The organism is Mycobacterium intermedium, from assembly GCF_002086275.1.
GTDB lineage: Bacteria > Actinomycetota > Actinomycetes > Mycobacteriales > Mycobacteriaceae > Mycobacterium > Mycobacterium intermedium.
Genome location: NZ_MVHT01000044.1, coordinates 33,730 through 50,668, shown reverse-complemented (window position 1 = coordinate 50,668; position 16,939 = coordinate 33,730). Strand labels below are relative to the sequence as shown.

Below are 16,939 nucleotides of genomic sequence, written 5' to 3'. Positions count from 1 at the left end.
ACCCGCCATTGCCCCCGCGACCAATCAGCAACCCACCTGGACCACCGGCAGCCCCCGACCCCGCCGCACCATCGGTACCCGGACCCAACAACGGACGCCCTAACAACGCATTCGTCGGCGCATTGATCGCATCCAGCAAGGCCTGCTCCAGCGACTGCAACGACGCCGCGGTCGCCACCTCCACACCCCCGTACGCGCCACCAGCGCCCACCATCAACTGCACAAAACGAGCATGGAAATCCGCCGCCGCCACACTGGCCGCCTGATACTCCCGGCCATAAGTCTCAAACAACACCGCAATCGCGGACGACACCTCATCACCGGCAGCCGCCGCCACACCAGTCGTCGATACTCCCGCCGCCGCACCGGCCGCACCCACAGCCAACCCGATCGCGCGCAAATCCGACGCGGCCGCAACCAAGACCTCCGGCGAAACAAAGACGTGAGACGACATAGCACACCCATCAGTAGGACTTGGCGCAGAATTTACGCAGAAGCTAATAACGCGGTAGGCCGCAACCATAACCGCTTACCAGCAATAATTGCGCCCGTTCCACACAATCGATTCGGCGAAGTAATCGACGCACCTACAGGGGTCTATCCGACCCACCGGGCAGCACGACGCACCGTACCGATTTGTCAGCGCGGCGAAAAGTTGGATACGCGCACCGCTGATCACGGTCGCCGCGGCTCGTGGTTCGGTCATCGTGCCGACCATCCGCAGCGCATCTTCGTAGGTCTCGATAAGCCAGTCGGTAACTCAAGCCGTTGGCAGGCTTGCGATCCACGCGGCCCTGCCGCCTACATGACGAGATGGCGACTCGGCAACGAATCCCATTGCAGTTCACGAGATGTGAAATACCAGCCGCCACGCTCATAGACGAGCTGATCCCGGTAGGTCCCGGTGGCCTGCAACGTTGTGTCGCTGTGCACACCAGCGAAAAGTATTGCGACGCAACGCTGAGTGGCATTAACTCCATCAACATAGATCTCGTGGTCGGCGGTGATCAGGCGTCGCCCGTCACCGCCGTCGAAGGCCGCACGCAGATCGGTGAACTCATGCCCATCCCGCGTATAGCTGGCGCCGGAATGACGGAAGGTGGCAATCCACGCGTCGCGATCGCCGGCGGAGTATGCCCTGTTGTGCCGGGCGGTCAGGTCCAAGATGGCGGCGCGGCCCGTGGCGGCTTGCAGCATCTGCTGTTCCTGGTAGGTCATGGACATCTTCTGTTCTCCAAACGCTACTTACCGGCTGACGACATATCCGTGATGTTCACGATCCCACGCGCCCCGACACAGACCACGAGCACGCAGCAAGTCTTTGCGTACCCGTCCGATCCCGTTTCGCGGAAGTTCATCCACGATGTCGACGTAGCGTGGAACGCAGAAGTACGGCATGCGGGCGGTGCAGAAATCCAGCAACTCCGCGTAATCCAGTGGGGCGCCGGGGCGCAATGTCAGGACTATCAAGATGTCGTCCTCCCCCACGTCGCTGGCGACCGCGACGGCCGCGGCTTCCGCCACGGCGGGGTGGCCCATGACGACGGTCTCGACTTCCACCGAGGAGATGTTCTCACCGCGCCGCCGCAGCGAATCCTTGACGCGATCCACATAGGTCAGGTTCGCCTCCGCATCGACTCGGCCCAGGTCGCCGGTGCGAAACCACTCATCGTGGCGATGCACCTGCAACCGGTCGCCGACGTAGCCTTCACTCATTATGTGCGGATACTTGGGCCGGCAGGTGATCTCGCCCACCGCCCCGGCCGGCAACAGTGCGCCGTCCTCGTCCACGATCCGTACGTCGAAGTTCGGGTTGAGGCGTCCAGATGTTCCGGGCACGCCTTCGTCGGCAACACTTTTGACGGCGATGGGAAACGCTTCGGTCATCCCGTACATCGTCACGATGCGGCAGCCGTAACGCTTTTCGATCTCGCGATAGGCCTTGGCGTCGATCGGAGCCGCCGAGATGAACCGCAGCGGCAGGTCCGCGTCCCGCGGATCCGGTGGCAGGCCTTGCAGCATCGATACCATGGCACCGGCGCCGAAGAAGCCGACGGCACCGCGGGCACGCACGTCGTCCCACACCTCGGTCGGATGAAAAGCGTCCGCCAGCAACGTCGTTCCGCCGATCAGCATCGGCGCCAGCACGCTGGGTGCGGCGCTCAAATGGAACAGCGGCATCGCCGTCCACAGCGTCTCACCAGTAGCGAATTGCCACGCGGAGGCGGCCGTCGCGGCCACGGTGAACAGATAATGCCACGACGTGGCAACCGCTTTCGACGGCCCGGTGGTGCCCGAGGTGAAGAACAGCGCGCCGACGGCTTCGGGCTCGGCAGCGTGGTCCACCTCGGTACCAGGGTCGTTTGGCCAATCCTCCGGTGTCACAACGGTAGCCACGGTGTCGAGCCGGTCGATAACCTCGTCGAGACGTGGGCGTCGCGCCGGGTCGGTGAAGATCACCTTGGCTTGCGACAATCGAAGGTTGTGCAGTAGGAAGTCACCCTTGTTGGCGGCGTTGACCGCCGCGCTCAACGCGCCGATCCGCGCCGCGCCCAGCCATAGATAGACCCACTCCGGGCAGGTGCCGGAGAACAGCGCCACGCAGTCACCTGGGCCGACACCCAACTCGCCCAACAGGTTTGCCGCCTCGCATGATCGCTGCCGCATTTGCTCAAAGGTGATATCGGTGCCGCCGATCGACATCATCACCCGGTCGGGATGCTGCTCGGCCCTGCGATCCAGCACCGCCGGTACGGTGAATCGCTCGACGCCGAAGTCGGCGGGACCCAAGGGTCCGCTCATTACGCTTGCGCGGCAGCGGGGTCGGGCCGGCCTTCGGGGGTGTAACCAAAGTCGTTGGGCGAGGGCTCTTCCCCCGGATAGAAGCGATGCGCCCAACGGCGCAATGCCGCATAGTCGTGCGCCTCCTCGGGCGCCAGATTGGGCTTCTCCAGGTATTTCATGTTCTCCCAGGTGAAGAAGTCCTGTTTGATGACCTCTTGTTGCAGCGCAAGGAACTTGGCGGCGCGCCCGGTGGGCACGTCGCCGGTGTCGCCGGGCTCGCGGATGGAGGCCTGGGTGTAGAAGTAGTCGGTGTAGTCCTCGTCAACCGGTGTCTGTCCGGTGACCTGGACGGTGGCCACCAGCTCGCTGGGGAAGCGGACGATGCCCAGTCCCAGCGAGTAGTTGTCGTAGATGATCTTGGCGTCGACCGGCCCGTTGGGCGTCAACCAGGTCTTCGCCCGGCCCCCTCCGAAATTGGCGTTGACGGTCGCGTGCAGGTGATAGCCGGAGACTTCGAACGAAGCGGTGTTGGCGGGGTTGGCGGCCTTGTGCACGTACTGGACGTGGTATGGGTCGGCGGCGTTCTCGATGATCATCTGCGCATGCACCTTGACCCGGTTGACCATCCGGGTATGCGGGTGCAGCGGGTAGTACTCGTCGGTCTCGAGTTCGGGCAGCACGGGCGGTTGCCAGTACGGCGGGCGGCCGTGGCGCTCGTGCCAAACCAGGATGAAGCCGTACCACTCCGTCACGGGATAGGTCCGGATGCGGACGTTGTTCTTGCAGCCGATCTTGCTGTACGGAATCAGCGCGTTGGTGCCGTCGCCGCGCCACTGCCATCCGTGCCACGGGCAGACGATGTGCTCGCCCTCCACGCTCCCGCCGACGCCCATGTTGGCGCCGAGGTGCTGGCAGTAGGCATCCAACGCGTGCACCTTGCCGGACGTGGTGCGAAACAGCACCAGCTCCTCACCGAAGTAGTGCACCCGCTTGACTTCTCCGGCACCCAGGTCGGAGGCGAAGGCGACGATGAACCACCCCGTCGGAAAGCGGTATTTCGACAGAGCGATGCCCGCCGACCCGAACTCACGTTCCGACGGGTCTGCGGATTCAGAAACGGTGTCCGTCACGAGCTCTCCGGTTCGACGTCTTGGCTCTATTTTTACTATTTTAAGCATTGAACGTCAACGCGGCGGGCATGCGGAGCTTCACCCGTTGTAGCGCAATGCTTTTCGGGCGTTGACTGCGGCGGCACGCCGTTATTCGACGATCCGCAGGGCGGCCCTGGGGCACTGTTCCACCGCGGCGCGGACGTCGATCTCCCTATCCGGAGGCACCGGACCGTCGGCGATCTGCACCACGTCCTCGTCACCCAACTCAAAGATGTCCGCGGCGATCGATTCGCAGAAACCGTTGGCCTCGCACATGTCCGCGTCGACAATTACCCGCATCGAAGGCTCCTTTCTCTACAGCCCGACCGGTCGAGTCCCAATGACCCCGCTGGCGGCGAGGGACTCGAGTTCTTGCTCGGTCAGCCCGCACTGATCGCGCAGTACCTCTTCATTGTGCTCGCCCAGGGTGGGCGGCGGGCGTAGCAGCCATTCTCGCTGGCCGGTGAGCAGGGCGAACGGCGGCGTCGGATACAGCGCCTGCCCAATCCGCGAATGCGTCAAAGACTCGAAAAAGCCCCGGTCACGCAATTGCGGGTGCTCGGTCACCAACGAGGGCGACACCACCGGGGCGGCCGGAATCCCCGCGCTGGCCAGCAGCTCTACCGTCGAGTCGCGTTCTCGGCCAGCGAACCACGCCGCGACGTGACCATCGATCTCGTCGCCTCGCTCCCGTCGTCCGGCCAAAGTGCCCAAGGAGTCGTCGCACCACGCGGGTCGACCCATGACGTCGACCAGCGCCCGCCAATCCCGGTCGTCACGCACGCTGACCGCGATCCACTCGTCGTCGCCGGTGCACCGATAGATGTTCTGCACTGCTCCGCACCGGCCACGATTGCCGCGCCGGCTCAGGGTCTGACCGAACACCTCGGTCTCGATGGGTTGGATCGCGGTGACATTGAGAACCGCTTCGACCATCGGCAGCTCAACCTGTTGACCCAAGCCGGTGCGTTCAGCGAAATGCAACGCGGCCAGCACCGCGAACGCCGCATGGACGCCGGCCAGCGGGTCACAAGCACCGCGCGGGGTCACCGGAGGCGTCTCCGGCAAGCCCGTCACCCAGGTCAAGCCCCCGATCTGCTCCATGGTCGGCGCAAATCCGACCCGCTCCCGCCACGGCCCCTCCAGCCCGAAGGCCGGCATCCGCGCGACGACGACCTTGGGATTCACCTCCAGCAGGACGTCGGCGGTCAGCCCGAAGTTGTCCATCACCCGGGGCGAGAAATTCTCGATCACCACGTCGGCGCCGGCGACGAGCTTGAGGAACATTTCGCGGCCTTGCGGGGAACCCAAATCCAGTGTGATGGAACGCTTGTTGGTGTTCATCGCGTGGAAGACCCAACCGTATTCCCACCAGTCGTCCACGTCGGTGCGCATGCCCCCCGAGTTCCTGATGCCGTCGGGGCGCTGAATCGACTCCACCTTGATGACGTCGGCGCCGAAGGCGGCCAGCAGATGGGTCGCGGCCGGGCCGGCCCAGAAGGCGGTCAAGTCGATCACGCGGACACCCTGCAGCGGCAACCCTAGCTGCACCGGCGCACTCTCGAATTTATCGGTGTGTGAGGGTGTTTCACCGTTGTCAGCGGCGTTGTCAGCGCCGATACCGGGGGTCTTGCCCACCGGCGCGGGCGCACACCGAGACATCAGCCACGGCGGGCGCGGCTGGTGAAAACCGGCCGGATTGCGTACGAAGACCCCGCGCTGGGTCACATAGTCCGTCTCGCGGATGGTGGCTCCGTTACCCAGCGCCGCGATCGGCAACCGGAACAGCTGCCCCAACTCGACGATTTCCTCGACCGTCCGCGAGGTCATCCACGGCTTGATCGATTCAAAGATGTAGTCGCGGAATTCCCAACGCCCGATTTGGAATCGAAGCTGCGGAATCTCTTCGAACTGCGGGCATTCCACCATCGCGGCGAAGTCCAGCCACTGCTGCCCGGTGACCATGGTGATGCCGACGTAGCCGTCCTTGGCCGGCACGATGGATGGTACTTCCAGCGTGCGACGGACCGGGCCAACCTGCAGCAGCTGCGAATGCAGCCACTCGCTGCTCTGCATTGCCGTCAACGCTTCGAGCATGGACAGGTCGAGATGCTCGCCTGGACCGCCGCGCCGAACACGCCGGTGGACCGCCAGGGCACCGAAGGCGGCGTACACCCCGCCCATGTACTCCCCCAGGTCACCGCCGATCGATATGGGTGGTCCGGCGGGATCACCGCGGAAGCCGGGCGAGCCGGACCAGGCTTGCAGCGTGAACTCGTTGGCCGCGCGATCGGCCCACGGCCCCTTCCAGCCGAAATCGGAGATCGTGACGATGACGGTTCGGGGATGATCGGCCAGCAGCCGTTGCGGGTCGATACCCAGCTCCGGTGCCTGCGCGCGACCGACGGTGGCGATCACGACGTCCGCGGCCTCGAGTTCGGCACGGTAGTGATCGGAATTCGGAGCGATACAAAGGCTGCGCTTGCCGGCGTTCAGGTAGCTGAAGAACGGCGAGTCGGCGCCGTCCGGGATCGGCGAGCAGGTTGCGGAATACCGTCGCAACGGATCCCCTTGCGGCGGTTCGATTTTGTAAACCTGCGCCCCCGCGTCGACCAGCAGCTTGCCGCAGTAGCTACCCGCTATGCGGTCACTGATCTCAACGACACGCAACTCGTCGAGTGGTGTGGGCCGATTATCGGCCTCGCGACTCACGCGGCTATTTATACCATTACTGCTAAAATAGCTAAGCCAGTGACTGTGCGAACCGCGAGGATCGGATGACCGCCTTGGGAAGTGGACCCGACGCCCGTCGCCGATTATCGGCGCCGAGGATCGCCGAAATCGTAGCCGACGAGTTGCGCCGCCAGATCATCGACGGCGAACTCGCCGACGGCGATCTGCTGCCGCGCCAAGAGGTACTGGTCGAGCAGTTCAATGTCAGCCTGGTCTCGCTGCGAGAAGCGCTGCGGATCTTGGAGACCGAAGGTTTGGTGTCGGTGCGGCGGGGCAACCGCGGCGGCGCCGTCGTGCATGCGCCGGCCAAGACGAGCGCTGCCTACATGCTTGGTCTGCTGCTGCAGAGCGAGTCCGTCGCGGTGGCCGACCTTGGCATGGCATTGCAGGAACTCGAACCCGCCTGCGCCGCACTCGCGGCCCAGCGGCCTGACCGCGCCGACACCCTGGTGCCCGAACTCAAGCAGGTCAACGACGCCATGGCCGAAAACCTCGACGACGGGCGGGCTTTCACCGAAATCGGGCGGCAGTTTCACAATCTCATCGTCAAGGGCTGCGGAAACCACACCATCATCGCGGTCGTCGGCAGCCTGGAAACCCTGTGGACCAGCCACGAGCAACAGTGGGCCGATGAGACCTCCGCCCGGGGCACCTACCCGTCCCTGGCCAAGCGCCGCGCGGCGCTCAACACTCACATCAAGCTGACCGAGACGATCGCCGAAGGTGATGTGGACCGGGCGCGACGCATCGCGGGTCGCCACCTGGCCGACACGCAGACCTATGTGTTGTCCGGCCGGCCCGACCAACGGATCTATGCGCTGTCCCCGCAGGCGTTGTCGCGCACGCGGGATATCCGGCGACCTTAAGGGAGACATTGCGTACCGCGTTGGTCACCGGCGGCAGCGGTGGGATCGGAAAGGGATGCGCCGCCAAGCTATGTGAACGTGGCTATGACGTGGTTCTGGTGGCGCGCCGGGAAGCGCCGCTGCGCGCCGCGGCCACCGAGATCGGCGCGCGTTACATTGTGGCCGATGCCTCCGATCCGACCGGGTTCAGCGAGGCGATAAGCCACCTCGATCGAATCGACCTCGTTGTCCACGCGGCGGGCACGCTGGGCGGAACCTATGCGCGCAAGCAGACTTTCGACCAGTGGCAGAGCATCATTTCGGCGAACCTCGATTCCTGCTTCGTGGTGACCTCGGCTGTGCTGCCGCGAATGCGCGCGGGCTCGCGACTGGTGTTCATCTCCTCGTCGGCCGCGCACGAGCCGATGCCCGCCCGCACTGCGTATTCCGCGTCGAAGGCCGGCATGAACGCGTTCGCCCGTGCTCTGGCACTCGAAGTCGACCGTGACGGGATCAGTGTCCACATCGTGACGCCGGGTCCGGTGGAAACCGAGATGCTGCAAGACGTTCCCTTCGAGATGTATGCGATCCAAGTTTCCGACGTCGCTGAAACGGTCGCGTGGCTGGACACCGTCGATTCGTCCGTCGACCTACCCGAGATCAGGCTGAGCGCCGTGCAGCGTGGCCCCTTCGCCCGTCCGCCCGTGGTGCCGACGGAGGCTCTCCGCCGCGCCGAGGCGGCGCGGCCTTCCGACTCGCGTTGACTCTGCACTTTTGGCGGCGCCTACTCGCACTTCTCCGCCCCAGACGCAGACTCAACGCCGCAACGCCCCACCCTCCCGTTGACTCTGCATTTTTGGCGGCGTCTACTCGCACTTCTCCGCCCCACGCGCAGACTCAACGCCCAAGGCGCCCAAGGTGCTCGGGAGTAAAGCCCTTGATCACGGATTCGCCGAATTCGGTGAGTGATTCGGGCGCGGCGAAGTCGGCGAACCACACGTAGAACCGCTCCACTCGTTGCGCCGCCAAACCTTCGAAATACTCGACGAGTTCGCCGGCATCGCCGCAGACCAACCCCGGTCCCAGATGGCCAAAGCGCCGGTTGCTCACCTCGCGGACGGCAGCGGGATCGTCCTTGGCGCGGACGAAGCCCACCATCTGCTGGACCGAGATCCGCGCCGGTCCCGCGGCGGCGGCCAACTGCGGCAGCCTGTCAACGTGGGTGCACTGCAGATTCCACCAATCAGCGTATGTACGAACAAGTTCCATCATCCGTGGCCCGCGACCGCCTAGAATCAGCGGGATTGGATATTCCGGCCTGGGCAGCTGGCCCCGGTCTCCGTCACCCCAGTACTCCTTGATGACGGCCAGGTGTCGACCCAGTTGTTCGACCCGCGCTATCGGATCCTGCTGGCCGACACCGAATCTGGTTAACTCCGCGGGCCAGGACCCGGAACCCAAACCGAGCTCGAACCTGCCTTCGGACGCGGCCGACAGTGTGACGGCCTGCTTGGCCAGCACCGCCGGATGCCGAAAGGCGTCACAGAGCACCAGGTGACCCACCTTTAGGCGCTGCGTCTTGGCGGCGACCCAAGTGGCAATGCTCATTGCCTCCCAGATGCTTTCGCTGGGCCGACCCGGCGCTTCCAGGTGATCGATGAAGGCGATGCCGTCAAATCCGCCGGCCTCCGCACGACGGGCGCGTTCGACGATGTCGGCCACCGGCAGCCGCACCTGCGGCAGGAACAGATACCACTCGACCATGCGCCCTCCGATTGCAAGCGAACCGCTAGTTTACTATTTTTATTATGTTAGGGGTCTTATGGATGTTGGTCTGACTTCGGAGCAGCTGTCGTTGCGCGACACCGTGCGCGACGTCCTGCGCACCGAGTGTCCCCCCGACGTTGCACACCAAGCCCTCGCGGATCCGGAACGCTGGCGACCGCTGTGGAAGACGGTAGCGGACCTGGGCTGGACGGAGCTGGCCGCGCCGGACTCCGCGGACTTGGGTCCGTTGGAGCGGGTAGTGGTTCTCGAGGAGTGCGGCGCGGCCCTGGCGCCCGTCCCGTTGTTGAGCAGCGTCGGTCTGGCCGCCGGCGTGCTGCGCGCGTGCGGCAGCGAGTTCGACGGCGTCCTCAGCGAGATTGCCAGCGGCGTCGTCGCCACGCTGGCTGTTCACTCCCCCGGCCAACGACTGGCGGGAGCGCCCATGTCGCTGCGGCAGGGACGGCTGCGCGGGCGCGCGGTCGCGGTCCCGAACCTGCCGCGAGCGGAACTCCTCGTCACGCTGGCCACGACCGACGACGGGGTGGCGGTCGCGGTCGCGCGCGTCGGCAATGGCGTGGCAATCGAGTCCGGCGAGGCCCACGACCCCGCGCATCCCGTCGCCGACGTCGAAGTTGACGCGGAACCCCTGGCGACGGCGCCCATCAACAGCGTCGAATCGGTGTTGACCGCACCGCTGGTGGCCGCGTCGGCCGATCTAGTCGGAGTCGCCGCTGCCGCACTGCACCTGTCCGTCGAACATGCCAAGAACAGGCGGCAATTCGGCACGCCGATCGGCGCGTTCCAGGGGATCAAACACGCGCTGGCAGACAACTACGTCAGCGTCGAGCGGGCCCGAAGCCTGACCTACGCCGCGGCCGCCAACGGCGACTGGACCACCGCGGCAATGGCCAAGGCGGCCGCTGGGGACGCCGCGGCCAACTGTGCGCGCACCGCAGTCCAGGTGCACGGCGCGCTCGGGCAGACTTGGGAGCACGACGCCCACCTCTACGTCCGGCACGCGTGGCAGGGAGCGGCGATGCTCGGCGACAGCCGTGCGTTGTACGCCGAGTTAGGCCGCCGCTTCTGCAGCCAGAGCGGGGACACAATATGACCGGCGTCATCGACGAATTCAGCACCTGGCTGACCGAGTTTCTGCCCGCCGACTACTACGAGCGTTATTCCGAGTACCGCTGGGACCTGACGCTGCGGCGCGCGTACCAGCGCGCGGCGTTCGAAGCGGGGTGGCTGCAACCTACCTGGCCGCGCGAGCACGGTGGTCGTTCGCTGGGTTTGCGCGACGCCATGGAAATCCGGGTCGAGGCGGCGCTGCGGTCTGCGCCCAAGATGCCCAACATCGCCGGCCCGAATGTCGCCGCCCCTGGCATCCGGCAGTTCGGGACCCCAGAGCAGATAGACCGCCTGCTGGTACCTCTGCTGCGTGGCGACGAGTGGTGGGCCCTGGGCATGTCCGAGCCGGAGGCAGGGTCAGACTTCGCCGGACTGCGTACCCGCGCCGAGCGGGACGGCCACGTCTTCCGCGTGAACGGACACAAGATCTGGACCACGCAGGCACACCTGTCGCGGTGGTGCACTCTGTACGCTCGCACCGACCCCGAGGCGCCGAAACACCGTGGCATCTCTTGCCTTATCCTCGACCTGCAATCACCAGGTGTTCGCATCGAACCCATTCGGATGGCGTCGATCTCGGACGAGACGTTCTGCGAGGTGTTCCTCGACGACGTCGAGGTGCCCGTCGAGAACCTCCTGGGTCCGCTCAATGGTGGCTGGAACGTCGCGCTTGCTTCGCTGCAGCATGAACGCCAGATGATCTGGATCATGAACTGGGTCGAGATCAAGCGCGGCCTCGAATCCATCAGGGGCGCTGACGACGAAGCCGTCTACGCGGAACTGGGTTCGTTGCTCACCGACGCCGAAGCGCTGCGGGCCACCGGCTACCGCGCGCTGAGCAACGAGCTGGCCGGACGGCCAAGCCCGGAAGCAGACACCATGAAGCTTCTCGGATCTATTACGCTGCAACGTGTTTGGGAATTGAGCGCCGCGGTGGCCGGTCCGGGCGCGACGCACGACCGCGACCTGCTGTTCGAGCGCCAAGACGCATTGGCCGCGACCATCTACGGCGGGACCTCCGAAGTCCAGCGAAACATCATTGCCGAGCGGCTGCTCGGGCTGCCGAAGGGATGACGACGATGGATTACGAACTCGGCGATGACGCGGCCGAACTTCGGACGCACCTGCGGCAGTTGATATCCGACAACCTGCCGGCCGATTTCCTCGGGGCCTGCACCGACGATCCCAAAGACTTGGCCGCCACCGAGTCGTTCTGCAAATTGCTGGCCGCCGAGGGCCTGTTGGCGTTGGCGTGGCCGAAAGAGCATGGTGGCGGAGGCGGTTCGATATGGCAGCAGACGGTGCTGCGCGAAGAGATGTGGGCCAACTACGAGCCCCGGGGTCCGCAGTACATGGGCATCAACTGGGTGGGCCCGGCGATCATGCGCCACGGCACACCCGAACAGAAGGCCAAACACCTGTCCGCCATCGCATCCGGTGAAGTGATCTGGTGCCAAGGATTTTCCGAACCGGAGGCCGGAACCGATCTCGCCTCGTTGCGCACCCGCGCGGTCCGGGACGGGGCGAACGGTTGGCGCATCACCGGCCAGAAGGTGTGGACCTCGTATGCCCGGATGGCGTCGTGGTGCGTGTTGGCGGCCTGCACCCATCCGGACGCGCCGAAGCCCAAGCGGCTCAGCCTGTTTCTCATTCCCATGGACCGCCCCGGATTCACCGTCCGGGGGATTCCGTCGATGCTCGGGCCGCATCACCTCAACGAGGTGTTCCTCGATGACCTTCCGGCGACCGACGACGACATCCTGGGCGAACCCGGCGACGGCTGGCGGGTGATGCGCGAAGCGCTGGCGTTCGAACGCGTGGGCATCGCCCGCTATGCACGCTGCGAATCGCTGCTGCACCGATTGCAGGCCGAACTCGGTGACGACTGGGACCAGCTGCCCGAATCGATTCGCGCCCGCTGGGTTCGGGCGTTGGCCGACCTGCGGGTGGCCCGCCTGATGGCCTATCGCGCCGTGTCGCTGCAGGACGACCCGTCCGCGGGTGCAGCCGCCAGTGCGGCGCGCATCGCCACCACCACCTGCGACCAAACGGTCGCGGAGTTGCTGTTCGACGCGTTGGGGCCCACCGCGTTGGACAGCGGTCCGTCGGCCGCACTCCACGGGGCGATCGACGACCATTGGCGCTACGCACAGGCCGCCACCGTGGCATCCGGCACCATCGAAGTCCAGCGCATGATGGTGGCACGCGACGTATTAGGAGAACACCGGTGAATACCGGACTACCACAGGATATTTCCGAATTCGCCAGCGTCGCCGGCAAGCGCCTCGCCCGGGTGGGAGGGCCGCAGGCCGCGCTCCGCGCCGAGACCGACGACGCCGTTCGCGACTCCGCTCGCGCCGCCCTGGACGAGGTCGGCGCGTTCGAACTCGATGTCCGGTCCGGATCCGACGACCTCCTCGCGGCAGCGGTCCTCTGCCAAGCCGCCGGCGCCACCGCGTTGCCCTACCCACTGGTCGAAGCACTTCTCACGATCGACGGTGCCCGACTGGCGTTGGTCAACCCGGAAGCCCCCCGCATCGACCACGGCGACTTGGCGGGCGAGTGGGCTGCCACCGACCTCGACGGTCACCTCTACCGCCCGCAGCTGGGGCCGCGGTCCAACGCCAAGCTGGGACCGTTCCTGGTGTCGGCCACCTTGGCCGGACCTGAAGGACCCGAGGGAACGGTGCCGGCCACCGACGTTAACCTTCATCTCGTGCTGGGATCGTGGCGGATTCTGGGAACGGTGCAGCGGTCGTTGGACATCGCGACCGAGCACGTGCAGACGCGAATCCAGTTCGGCAAGGCGCTGGCGGATTTTCAAGCCGTCAGGTTCGCGGTCGCGGATGCCGCCGTGGCGGTGCGCGGACTGCACGAGCTCGCGAAATACACTCTCAGCCGGACGAAATCGGTTCCGATACCGGTCGCTACGGCGGATGCCTTGCTGTTGCGGCTCAAGGCCGCGGACACCGCACGCCAGGTGCTGCGCACGGCCCATCAGTTGCTCGGCGCGCTCGGCTTTTGCGACGAGTCCGACATCAGCGTGTTGGACCGGCATGTCCAGCCGCTGATTCGGCTGCCGCTGAGCACCGAGGCGCTGAGCCTGCGGCTGCTGCCCGGCGTGCGCGACGGATCGCTGGAAACCCTGTTCAGTACGCCTATTTCGGCATGAGCACCCAACCCGCCACGGCCAGCGAGCCGGTCAACCCGTTTGCCGACGGCATCCCGTTCGGGACCAAGTTGCAGGGCCTCGCCGAAGAACGGCCCGACAAGCCGGCGGTGACCATCGTCGCGCTCGACGGCAGCACCCAGGCGCTGACCTTCGGTGAACTCGATGTCCGCGCCAACCAGTGGGGCCGGGCCCTGGCCGCCACCGGCGCTACCACGGGTTCTTTGGTCGCACTTGCCATCCCGAACTCGCTGCATCTAATTCTGGCCGCCCTGGGCTGCTGGAAGATCGGCGCGGTCCCCGTTCCCATGCACTGGGATCTGCCCGAGTGGGAGCGCAGTCGCGTGCGCGCGGTGATCAACCCCGCCGTCGTCGTCGATGAGCAGACCCGGTGGGAATTGGACGCCCGTGCGGGTAAGGAGTCTGGAAGTCCACTGCCCGAGGCGGTTTCGCCGACCGCCAACGGCATCTGCAGCAGCGGTTCGACGGGCGTGCCCAAGGTGATCCTGACCTTGGCACCGTCGTTGTGGATCCCTCAGCAAGGCGAGCCCTTCCTGGCGAACTGGACGCCCGTCGCCAAGCCGCAGACCATCATGGTGCCCGCACCGATGTACCACACCAACGGCTTCGCCACCTTCTTCATGCTGCTGGACGGCGACCATCTGGTGGTGCTCGAAAAGTTCGATGCGGCATTGGTTGTGGACGTGATCGAGCGGTTCCGGATCACCAACTTCACGGCCACTCCGACGATGTTGGCGCGCATCGCCGCGCTCCCGGACATCCGGCAGCGGGACCTGTCCAGCATTGTGTTCATCCTGCAGGGCGCCGCGGTGATGCCGCCGCCCCTGCTGCGAACCTGGTTCGAACTGCTCAGCCCGGAGCAGATCGTCATCGCCTATGGCATGACGGAGAATCTAGGGCTCACCGCGCTGCGCGGGGACGAATGGCTGAATCATCCGGGAAGCGTTGGCCGCGGGTTCCGGGACACCGAGATCCGGATCCTGGACGCGGACAAGAACCCATTGGGTCCGGGCGAAGACGGCGATGTGTACCTGCGCGCGCCGATGAGTGCGGGCTACCGCTACCTCGGGGGCGCCCCGCCGCTGCCGTCGACGGAGGACGGATTCCGGTCCGCCGGAGACATCGGCCACCTGGACGAGGACGGTTATCTCTATATCGTCGACCGCCGAGCCGACATGATCATCACTGGCGGCGCCAATGTCTTTCCGGCCGAGGTCGAATCCGCGCTGTCCGGGCACCCCGACATCGCCGACGTCGTCGTGATCGGTCTGTCCGACGCACGGTGGGGACGGCGGGTGCATGCGGTGGTGCAGCCATCACCACTGGCCAAGGCCCCGCTGACCGAGCAACAGGTGATCGAGTATGCTAAGACTCGGCTGGCGCCGTACAAGGTGCCGAAGACGGTGGAGTTCGTCGACGCCATTCCGCGGACCGCGGCGACCAAGGTCAATCGTTCGGCGATGATCGCGGCGCGGGGCGGCTGAGGACGTCAGGCCTTTTCACTCCACCACTTGAACAGGCTGTCGATGGTCTGGCCTTTGCCCTCGAGAACGCCGACCCTCAGCTTCGAGGTGTCACTCCAGATGACGGTGGGATAGCCCTCGCTGGAAACTGCGCACTCGACCTGACCCGCCGTCTGGCTGCTGCCCTCACTCCAGTCCGCCGGCGAACCTTTGCCGCCCGGGCAGGTGGACGACACCTTGTACCCGCCCGCAGCCGGGCCGGTCTTGAATTCTGAAGCCAAGTCACTTGAATTCGCATAGAGCAGGAACAGCGCATACGAGGGTCCGCTCGTGTCGCTGTTCTGGTCACACGTCACTCTTTCGACCGCGGGCCCAGAAGCCTGTTTTTCGACGCAATTCGCCGAGGAAAAGCCCGGGGGCAGCATTTCCATGAGTTTGCCCGACGGCGCGGCAGCGGAATTCGCCGTCGAACTGAGGACTGCGGCACCGCCGCATGCGGCGACCGCGACCAACCGGGCAGCGGTAGTACAAAGAGACATCACAACAAACTCCTATGCTTGCGGGACGTGAGTCGTAGGCCAGCAACAGGTCCGACCGCATACCGCTTGCATCGCCGCCTCACCAGCAAACAATATCCCCGCAGGCGTCAATTGCAATAGAAAGTTTCGCCGACGCTCGCCCTCCGGCCGGTCCGGAACCCTGCGACGCACGCGGTAACCTCATTCTCAAGGTGCCGGGACAGCGCCCCGGGACAGGGACAGTGCCCCAGACGAGGAGAAACCACTCATGGCCGGCGCCAGCGATGAAGCCGAAGTGACACGCAGCGAACGCTTCATCAAAACGGCGGTCGAGATCCTCGGCGAAACCGGACGTACCGATTTCACCGTGCAAGAAGTCGTCGCGCGTTCCAAGACCTCACTGCGCGCCTTTTATCAACACTTCAGCAGTAAAGACGAACTGCTGCTGGCACTTTTCGATCGGACCATGGTGCAGGCCGCGGACACGTGGCGCGCGGAAACGCAGGGACTCGACAGCACGGCGGCTCTCAAGCACGTCCTCGACCGCGTCAGCGCCCAGCCCGAGTCGAGCACCCAGGACAGCCTGAACCGGGCGCTGAGCCTCTACAACCAGCACCTGGCCGAGACCCGTCCCCGCGAGTACGCCCGGGTGCTTTCTCCCCTGCATCACCTGATCCGCGACATCATCGGGCAGGGCATCACCGAGGGCGTCTTCAATCCCGGGCTGGACGTCGGGGCAATGGCCGCAATCGTCATGCAGACGATGCTCGGTGCGCTCCGGTTGCGTTGGCTGGGAACCGAATTGAACGGGACACCGGTCGATGCGGGCCAACTGTATGACTTCTGCACCCGCGCGCTCGGCATCCGCGACACCGACGACGACTCGGGCGAACCTACGCTGGCCCAACTGTTCGCCCAGATTGGATTGCGGCCGGCCGCCACGGCAAACGACGGCGAGTTCGCCGTGACGATGCCGGTCAGCCCCCAGGTGGTGAACACCTCGGGCGCCCTCCAGGGCGGGCTCATCGCCACGCTCGCCGATGTGGCGGGCGGGCAACTCGGACTCAAGTACCTCGAACCCGGCACGGCCATGACGACCTCCGATTTGGTCATTCGCTACCTGCGTCCGATCAGGCAGGGATCGGCACGAGCGGTGCCGAAGGTGTTGCGGGCCGGTCGCCGGTCCCTGGTGATGCAGATCGACATTTTCGGCGACAGCGACAGCGAACTCGCCGCGACCGCAACGGTGAATTTCGCCATCATCAAACACGAAGAAACGGCCACCAGCGAATAGACGCAACGTCGTTACGACGATGCGGGACCGGCACTTCGGCGCGCGGACGGCGCGTGGATGGCGCGT

The 16,939-nt window shown here is 65.5% G+C and carries 16 protein-coding genes and 1 pseudogene; 8 read left to right on the top strand and 9 right to left on the bottom strand.

The annotated features are described in order from the left end of the window. The 7 genes and pseudogenes from BST27_RS16520 to BST27_RS16490 form a co-directional block, all read right to left on the bottom strand. On the bottom strand, positions 1–454 hold a 454-nt coding region (locus BST27_RS16520), incomplete at its 3' end, for a PE family protein (protein ID WP_083148549.1). A 186-nt stretch (positions 455–640) separates the two neighbouring features. Then, a pseudogene (locus tag BST27_RS34815) lies at positions 641–764 on the bottom strand (acyl dehydratase); the annotation flags it as partial. Between the two features lie 37 nt (positions 765–801). Further along, a complete protein-coding gene (locus BST27_RS16510) occupies positions 802–1,224 on the bottom strand; it encodes a nuclear transport factor 2 family protein (protein ID WP_069417297.1) in 423 nt (140 codons plus the stop codon). Between the two features lie 21 nt (positions 1,225–1,245). After that, positions 1,246–2,802 (bottom strand): AMP-binding protein, encoded by a 1,557-nt coding sequence (locus BST27_RS16505; protein ID WP_069417296.1) that lies wholly within the window; start codon positions 2,800–2,802, stop codon positions 1,246–1,248. Beyond that, positions 2,802–3,962 carry an aromatic ring-hydroxylating oxygenase subunit alpha gene (locus BST27_RS16500; protein ID WP_069417295.1) on the bottom strand — a complete coding sequence of 387 codons (1,161 nt, stop codon included), beginning with the start codon at positions 3,960–3,962 and terminating at the stop codon, positions 2,802–2,804. Before BST27_RS16500 ends, BST27_RS16505 begins: the two co-directional genes overlap by 1 nt. An 81-nt stretch (positions 3,963–4,043) precedes the next feature. Next, complete coding sequence (locus BST27_RS16495) at positions 4,044–4,235, bottom strand: ferredoxin (protein ID WP_069417294.1); 192 nt, start codon at positions 4,233–4,235, stop codon at positions 4,044–4,046. Between the two features lie 15 nt (positions 4,236–4,250). After that, on the bottom strand, positions 4,251–6,647 hold the full coding sequence (locus tag BST27_RS16490) for a CaiB/BaiF CoA-transferase family protein (protein ID WP_079219983.1): 2,397 nt from the start codon (positions 6,645–6,647) through the stop codon (positions 4,251–4,253). Positions 6,648–6,712: 65 nt separating this feature from the next. On the opposite strand from BST27_RS16490, the gene BST27_RS16485 reads away from it, so the two are divergent. Both BST27_RS16485 and BST27_RS16480 read left to right on the top strand, forming a co-directional pair. Beyond that, a complete protein-coding gene (locus BST27_RS16485; RefSeq protein WP_069417292.1) occupies positions 6,713–7,534 on the top strand; it encodes a FadR/GntR family transcriptional regulator in 822 nt (273 codons plus the stop codon). 8 nt (positions 7,535–7,542) lie between these two features. Further along, positions 7,543–8,277, top strand: coding sequence for an SDR family oxidoreductase (locus BST27_RS16480; RefSeq protein WP_069417291.1), 735 nt, complete (start codon positions 7,543–7,545; stop codon positions 8,275–8,277). 133 nt (positions 8,278–8,410) lie between these two features. Here the strand turns inward: BST27_RS16480 and BST27_RS16475 are convergent, their stop codons facing one another. Beyond that, complete coding sequence (locus BST27_RS16475; protein ID WP_069417290.1) at positions 8,411–9,277, bottom strand: LLM class flavin-dependent oxidoreductase; 867 nt, start codon at positions 9,275–9,277, stop codon at positions 8,411–8,413. 58 nt (positions 9,278–9,335) lie between these two features. On the opposite strand from BST27_RS16475, the gene BST27_RS16470 reads away from it, so the two are divergent. From BST27_RS16470 to BST27_RS16450, 5 genes are read left to right on the top strand one after another with little or no spacing between them, the layout of a single operon-like run. After that, positions 9,336–10,391, top strand: a complete 1,056-nt coding sequence (locus tag BST27_RS16470; RefSeq protein WP_069417289.1) for an acyl-CoA dehydrogenase family protein — start codon at positions 9,336–9,338, stop codon at positions 10,389–10,391. Then, a complete protein-coding gene (locus tag BST27_RS16465; protein ID WP_069417288.1) occupies positions 10,388–11,482 on the top strand; it encodes an acyl-CoA dehydrogenase family protein in 1,095 nt (364 codons plus the stop codon). Before BST27_RS16470 ends, BST27_RS16465 begins: the two co-directional genes overlap by 4 nt. Further along, the gene (locus tag BST27_RS16460; protein WP_197518054.1) at positions 11,479–12,639 is read left to right on the top strand and encodes an acyl-CoA dehydrogenase family protein; all 1,161 of its coding nucleotides are present in this window, start codon (positions 11,479–11,481) and stop codon (positions 12,637–12,639) included. Before BST27_RS16465 ends, BST27_RS16460 begins: the two co-directional genes overlap by 4 nt. Further along, the gene (locus BST27_RS16455; RefSeq protein WP_069417287.1) at positions 12,636–13,580 is read left to right on the top strand and encodes an acyl-CoA dehydrogenase family protein; all 945 of its coding nucleotides are present in this window, start codon (positions 12,636–12,638) and stop codon (positions 13,578–13,580) included. The genes BST27_RS16460 and BST27_RS16455 overlap by 4 nt, the downstream gene beginning before the upstream one ends. Further along, the gene (locus BST27_RS16450; protein ID WP_069417286.1) at positions 13,577–15,082 is read left to right on the top strand and encodes a class I adenylate-forming enzyme family protein; all 1,506 of its coding nucleotides are present in this window, start codon (positions 13,577–13,579) and stop codon (positions 15,080–15,082) included. The genes BST27_RS16455 and BST27_RS16450 overlap by 4 nt, the downstream gene beginning before the upstream one ends. 5 nt (positions 15,083–15,087) lie before the next feature. Here the strand turns inward: BST27_RS16450 and BST27_RS16445 are convergent, their stop codons facing one another. Beyond that, positions 15,088–15,600, bottom strand: a complete 513-nt coding sequence (locus BST27_RS16445; RefSeq protein WP_139805191.1) for a hypothetical protein — start codon at positions 15,598–15,600, stop codon at positions 15,088–15,090. 247 nt (positions 15,601–15,847) lie between these two features. Between BST27_RS16445 and BST27_RS16440 the strand changes: the two genes are divergently transcribed. Continuing rightward, the gene (locus tag BST27_RS16440; protein WP_069417284.1) at positions 15,848–16,873 is read left to right on the top strand and encodes a hotdog fold thioesterase; all 1,026 of its coding nucleotides are present in this window, start codon (positions 15,848–15,850) and stop codon (positions 16,871–16,873) included. The last annotated feature ends 66 nt before the right edge of the window (positions 16,874–16,939 follow it).

What these genes read in the sequence shown, in the direction of transcription:
- BST27_RS16475 (WP_069417290.1), bottom strand. Translation starts at nt 9,277, where the DNA reads ATGGTCGAGTGGTATCTGTTCCTGCCGCAGGTGCGGCTGCCGGTGGCC.
- BST27_RS16485 (WP_069417292.1), top strand. Translation starts at nt 6,713, where the DNA reads ATGACCGCCTTGGGAAGTGGACCCGACGCCCGTCGCCGATTATCGGCG.
- BST27_RS16505 (WP_069417296.1), bottom strand. Translation starts at nt 2,802, where the DNA reads ATGAGCGGACCCTTGGGTCCCGCCGACTTCGGCGTCGAGCGATTCACC.
- BST27_RS16445 (WP_139805191.1), bottom strand. Translation starts at nt 15,600, where the DNA reads ATGTCTCTTTGTACTACCGCTGCCCGGTTGGTCGCGGTCGCCGCATGC.
- BST27_RS16500 (WP_069417295.1), bottom strand. Translation starts at nt 3,962, where the DNA reads ATGCTTAAAATAGTAAAAATAGAGCCAAGACGTCGAACCGGAGAGCTC.
- BST27_RS16460 (WP_197518054.1), top strand. Translation starts at nt 11,479, where the DNA reads ATGACGACGATGGATTACGAACTCGGCGATGACGCGGCCGAACTTCGG.
- BST27_RS16450 (WP_069417286.1), top strand. Translation starts at nt 13,577, where the DNA reads ATGAGCACCCAACCCGCCACGGCCAGCGAGCCGGTCAACCCGTTTGCC.
- BST27_RS16495 (WP_069417294.1), bottom strand. Translation starts at nt 4,235, where the DNA reads ATGCGGGTAATTGTCGACGCGGACATGTGCGAGGCCAACGGTTTCTGC.
- BST27_RS16465 (WP_069417288.1), top strand. Translation starts at nt 10,388, where the DNA reads ATGACCGGCGTCATCGACGAATTCAGCACCTGGCTGACCGAGTTTCTG.
- BST27_RS16440 (WP_069417284.1), top strand. Translation starts at nt 15,848, where the DNA reads ATGGCCGGCGCCAGCGATGAAGCCGAAGTGACACGCAGCGAACGCTTC.
- BST27_RS16510 (WP_069417297.1), bottom strand. Translation starts at nt 1,224, where the DNA reads ATGTCCATGACCTACCAGGAACAGCAGATGCTGCAAGCCGCCACGGGC.
- BST27_RS16470 (WP_069417289.1), top strand. Translation starts at nt 9,336, where the DNA reads ATGGATGTTGGTCTGACTTCGGAGCAGCTGTCGTTGCGCGACACCGTG.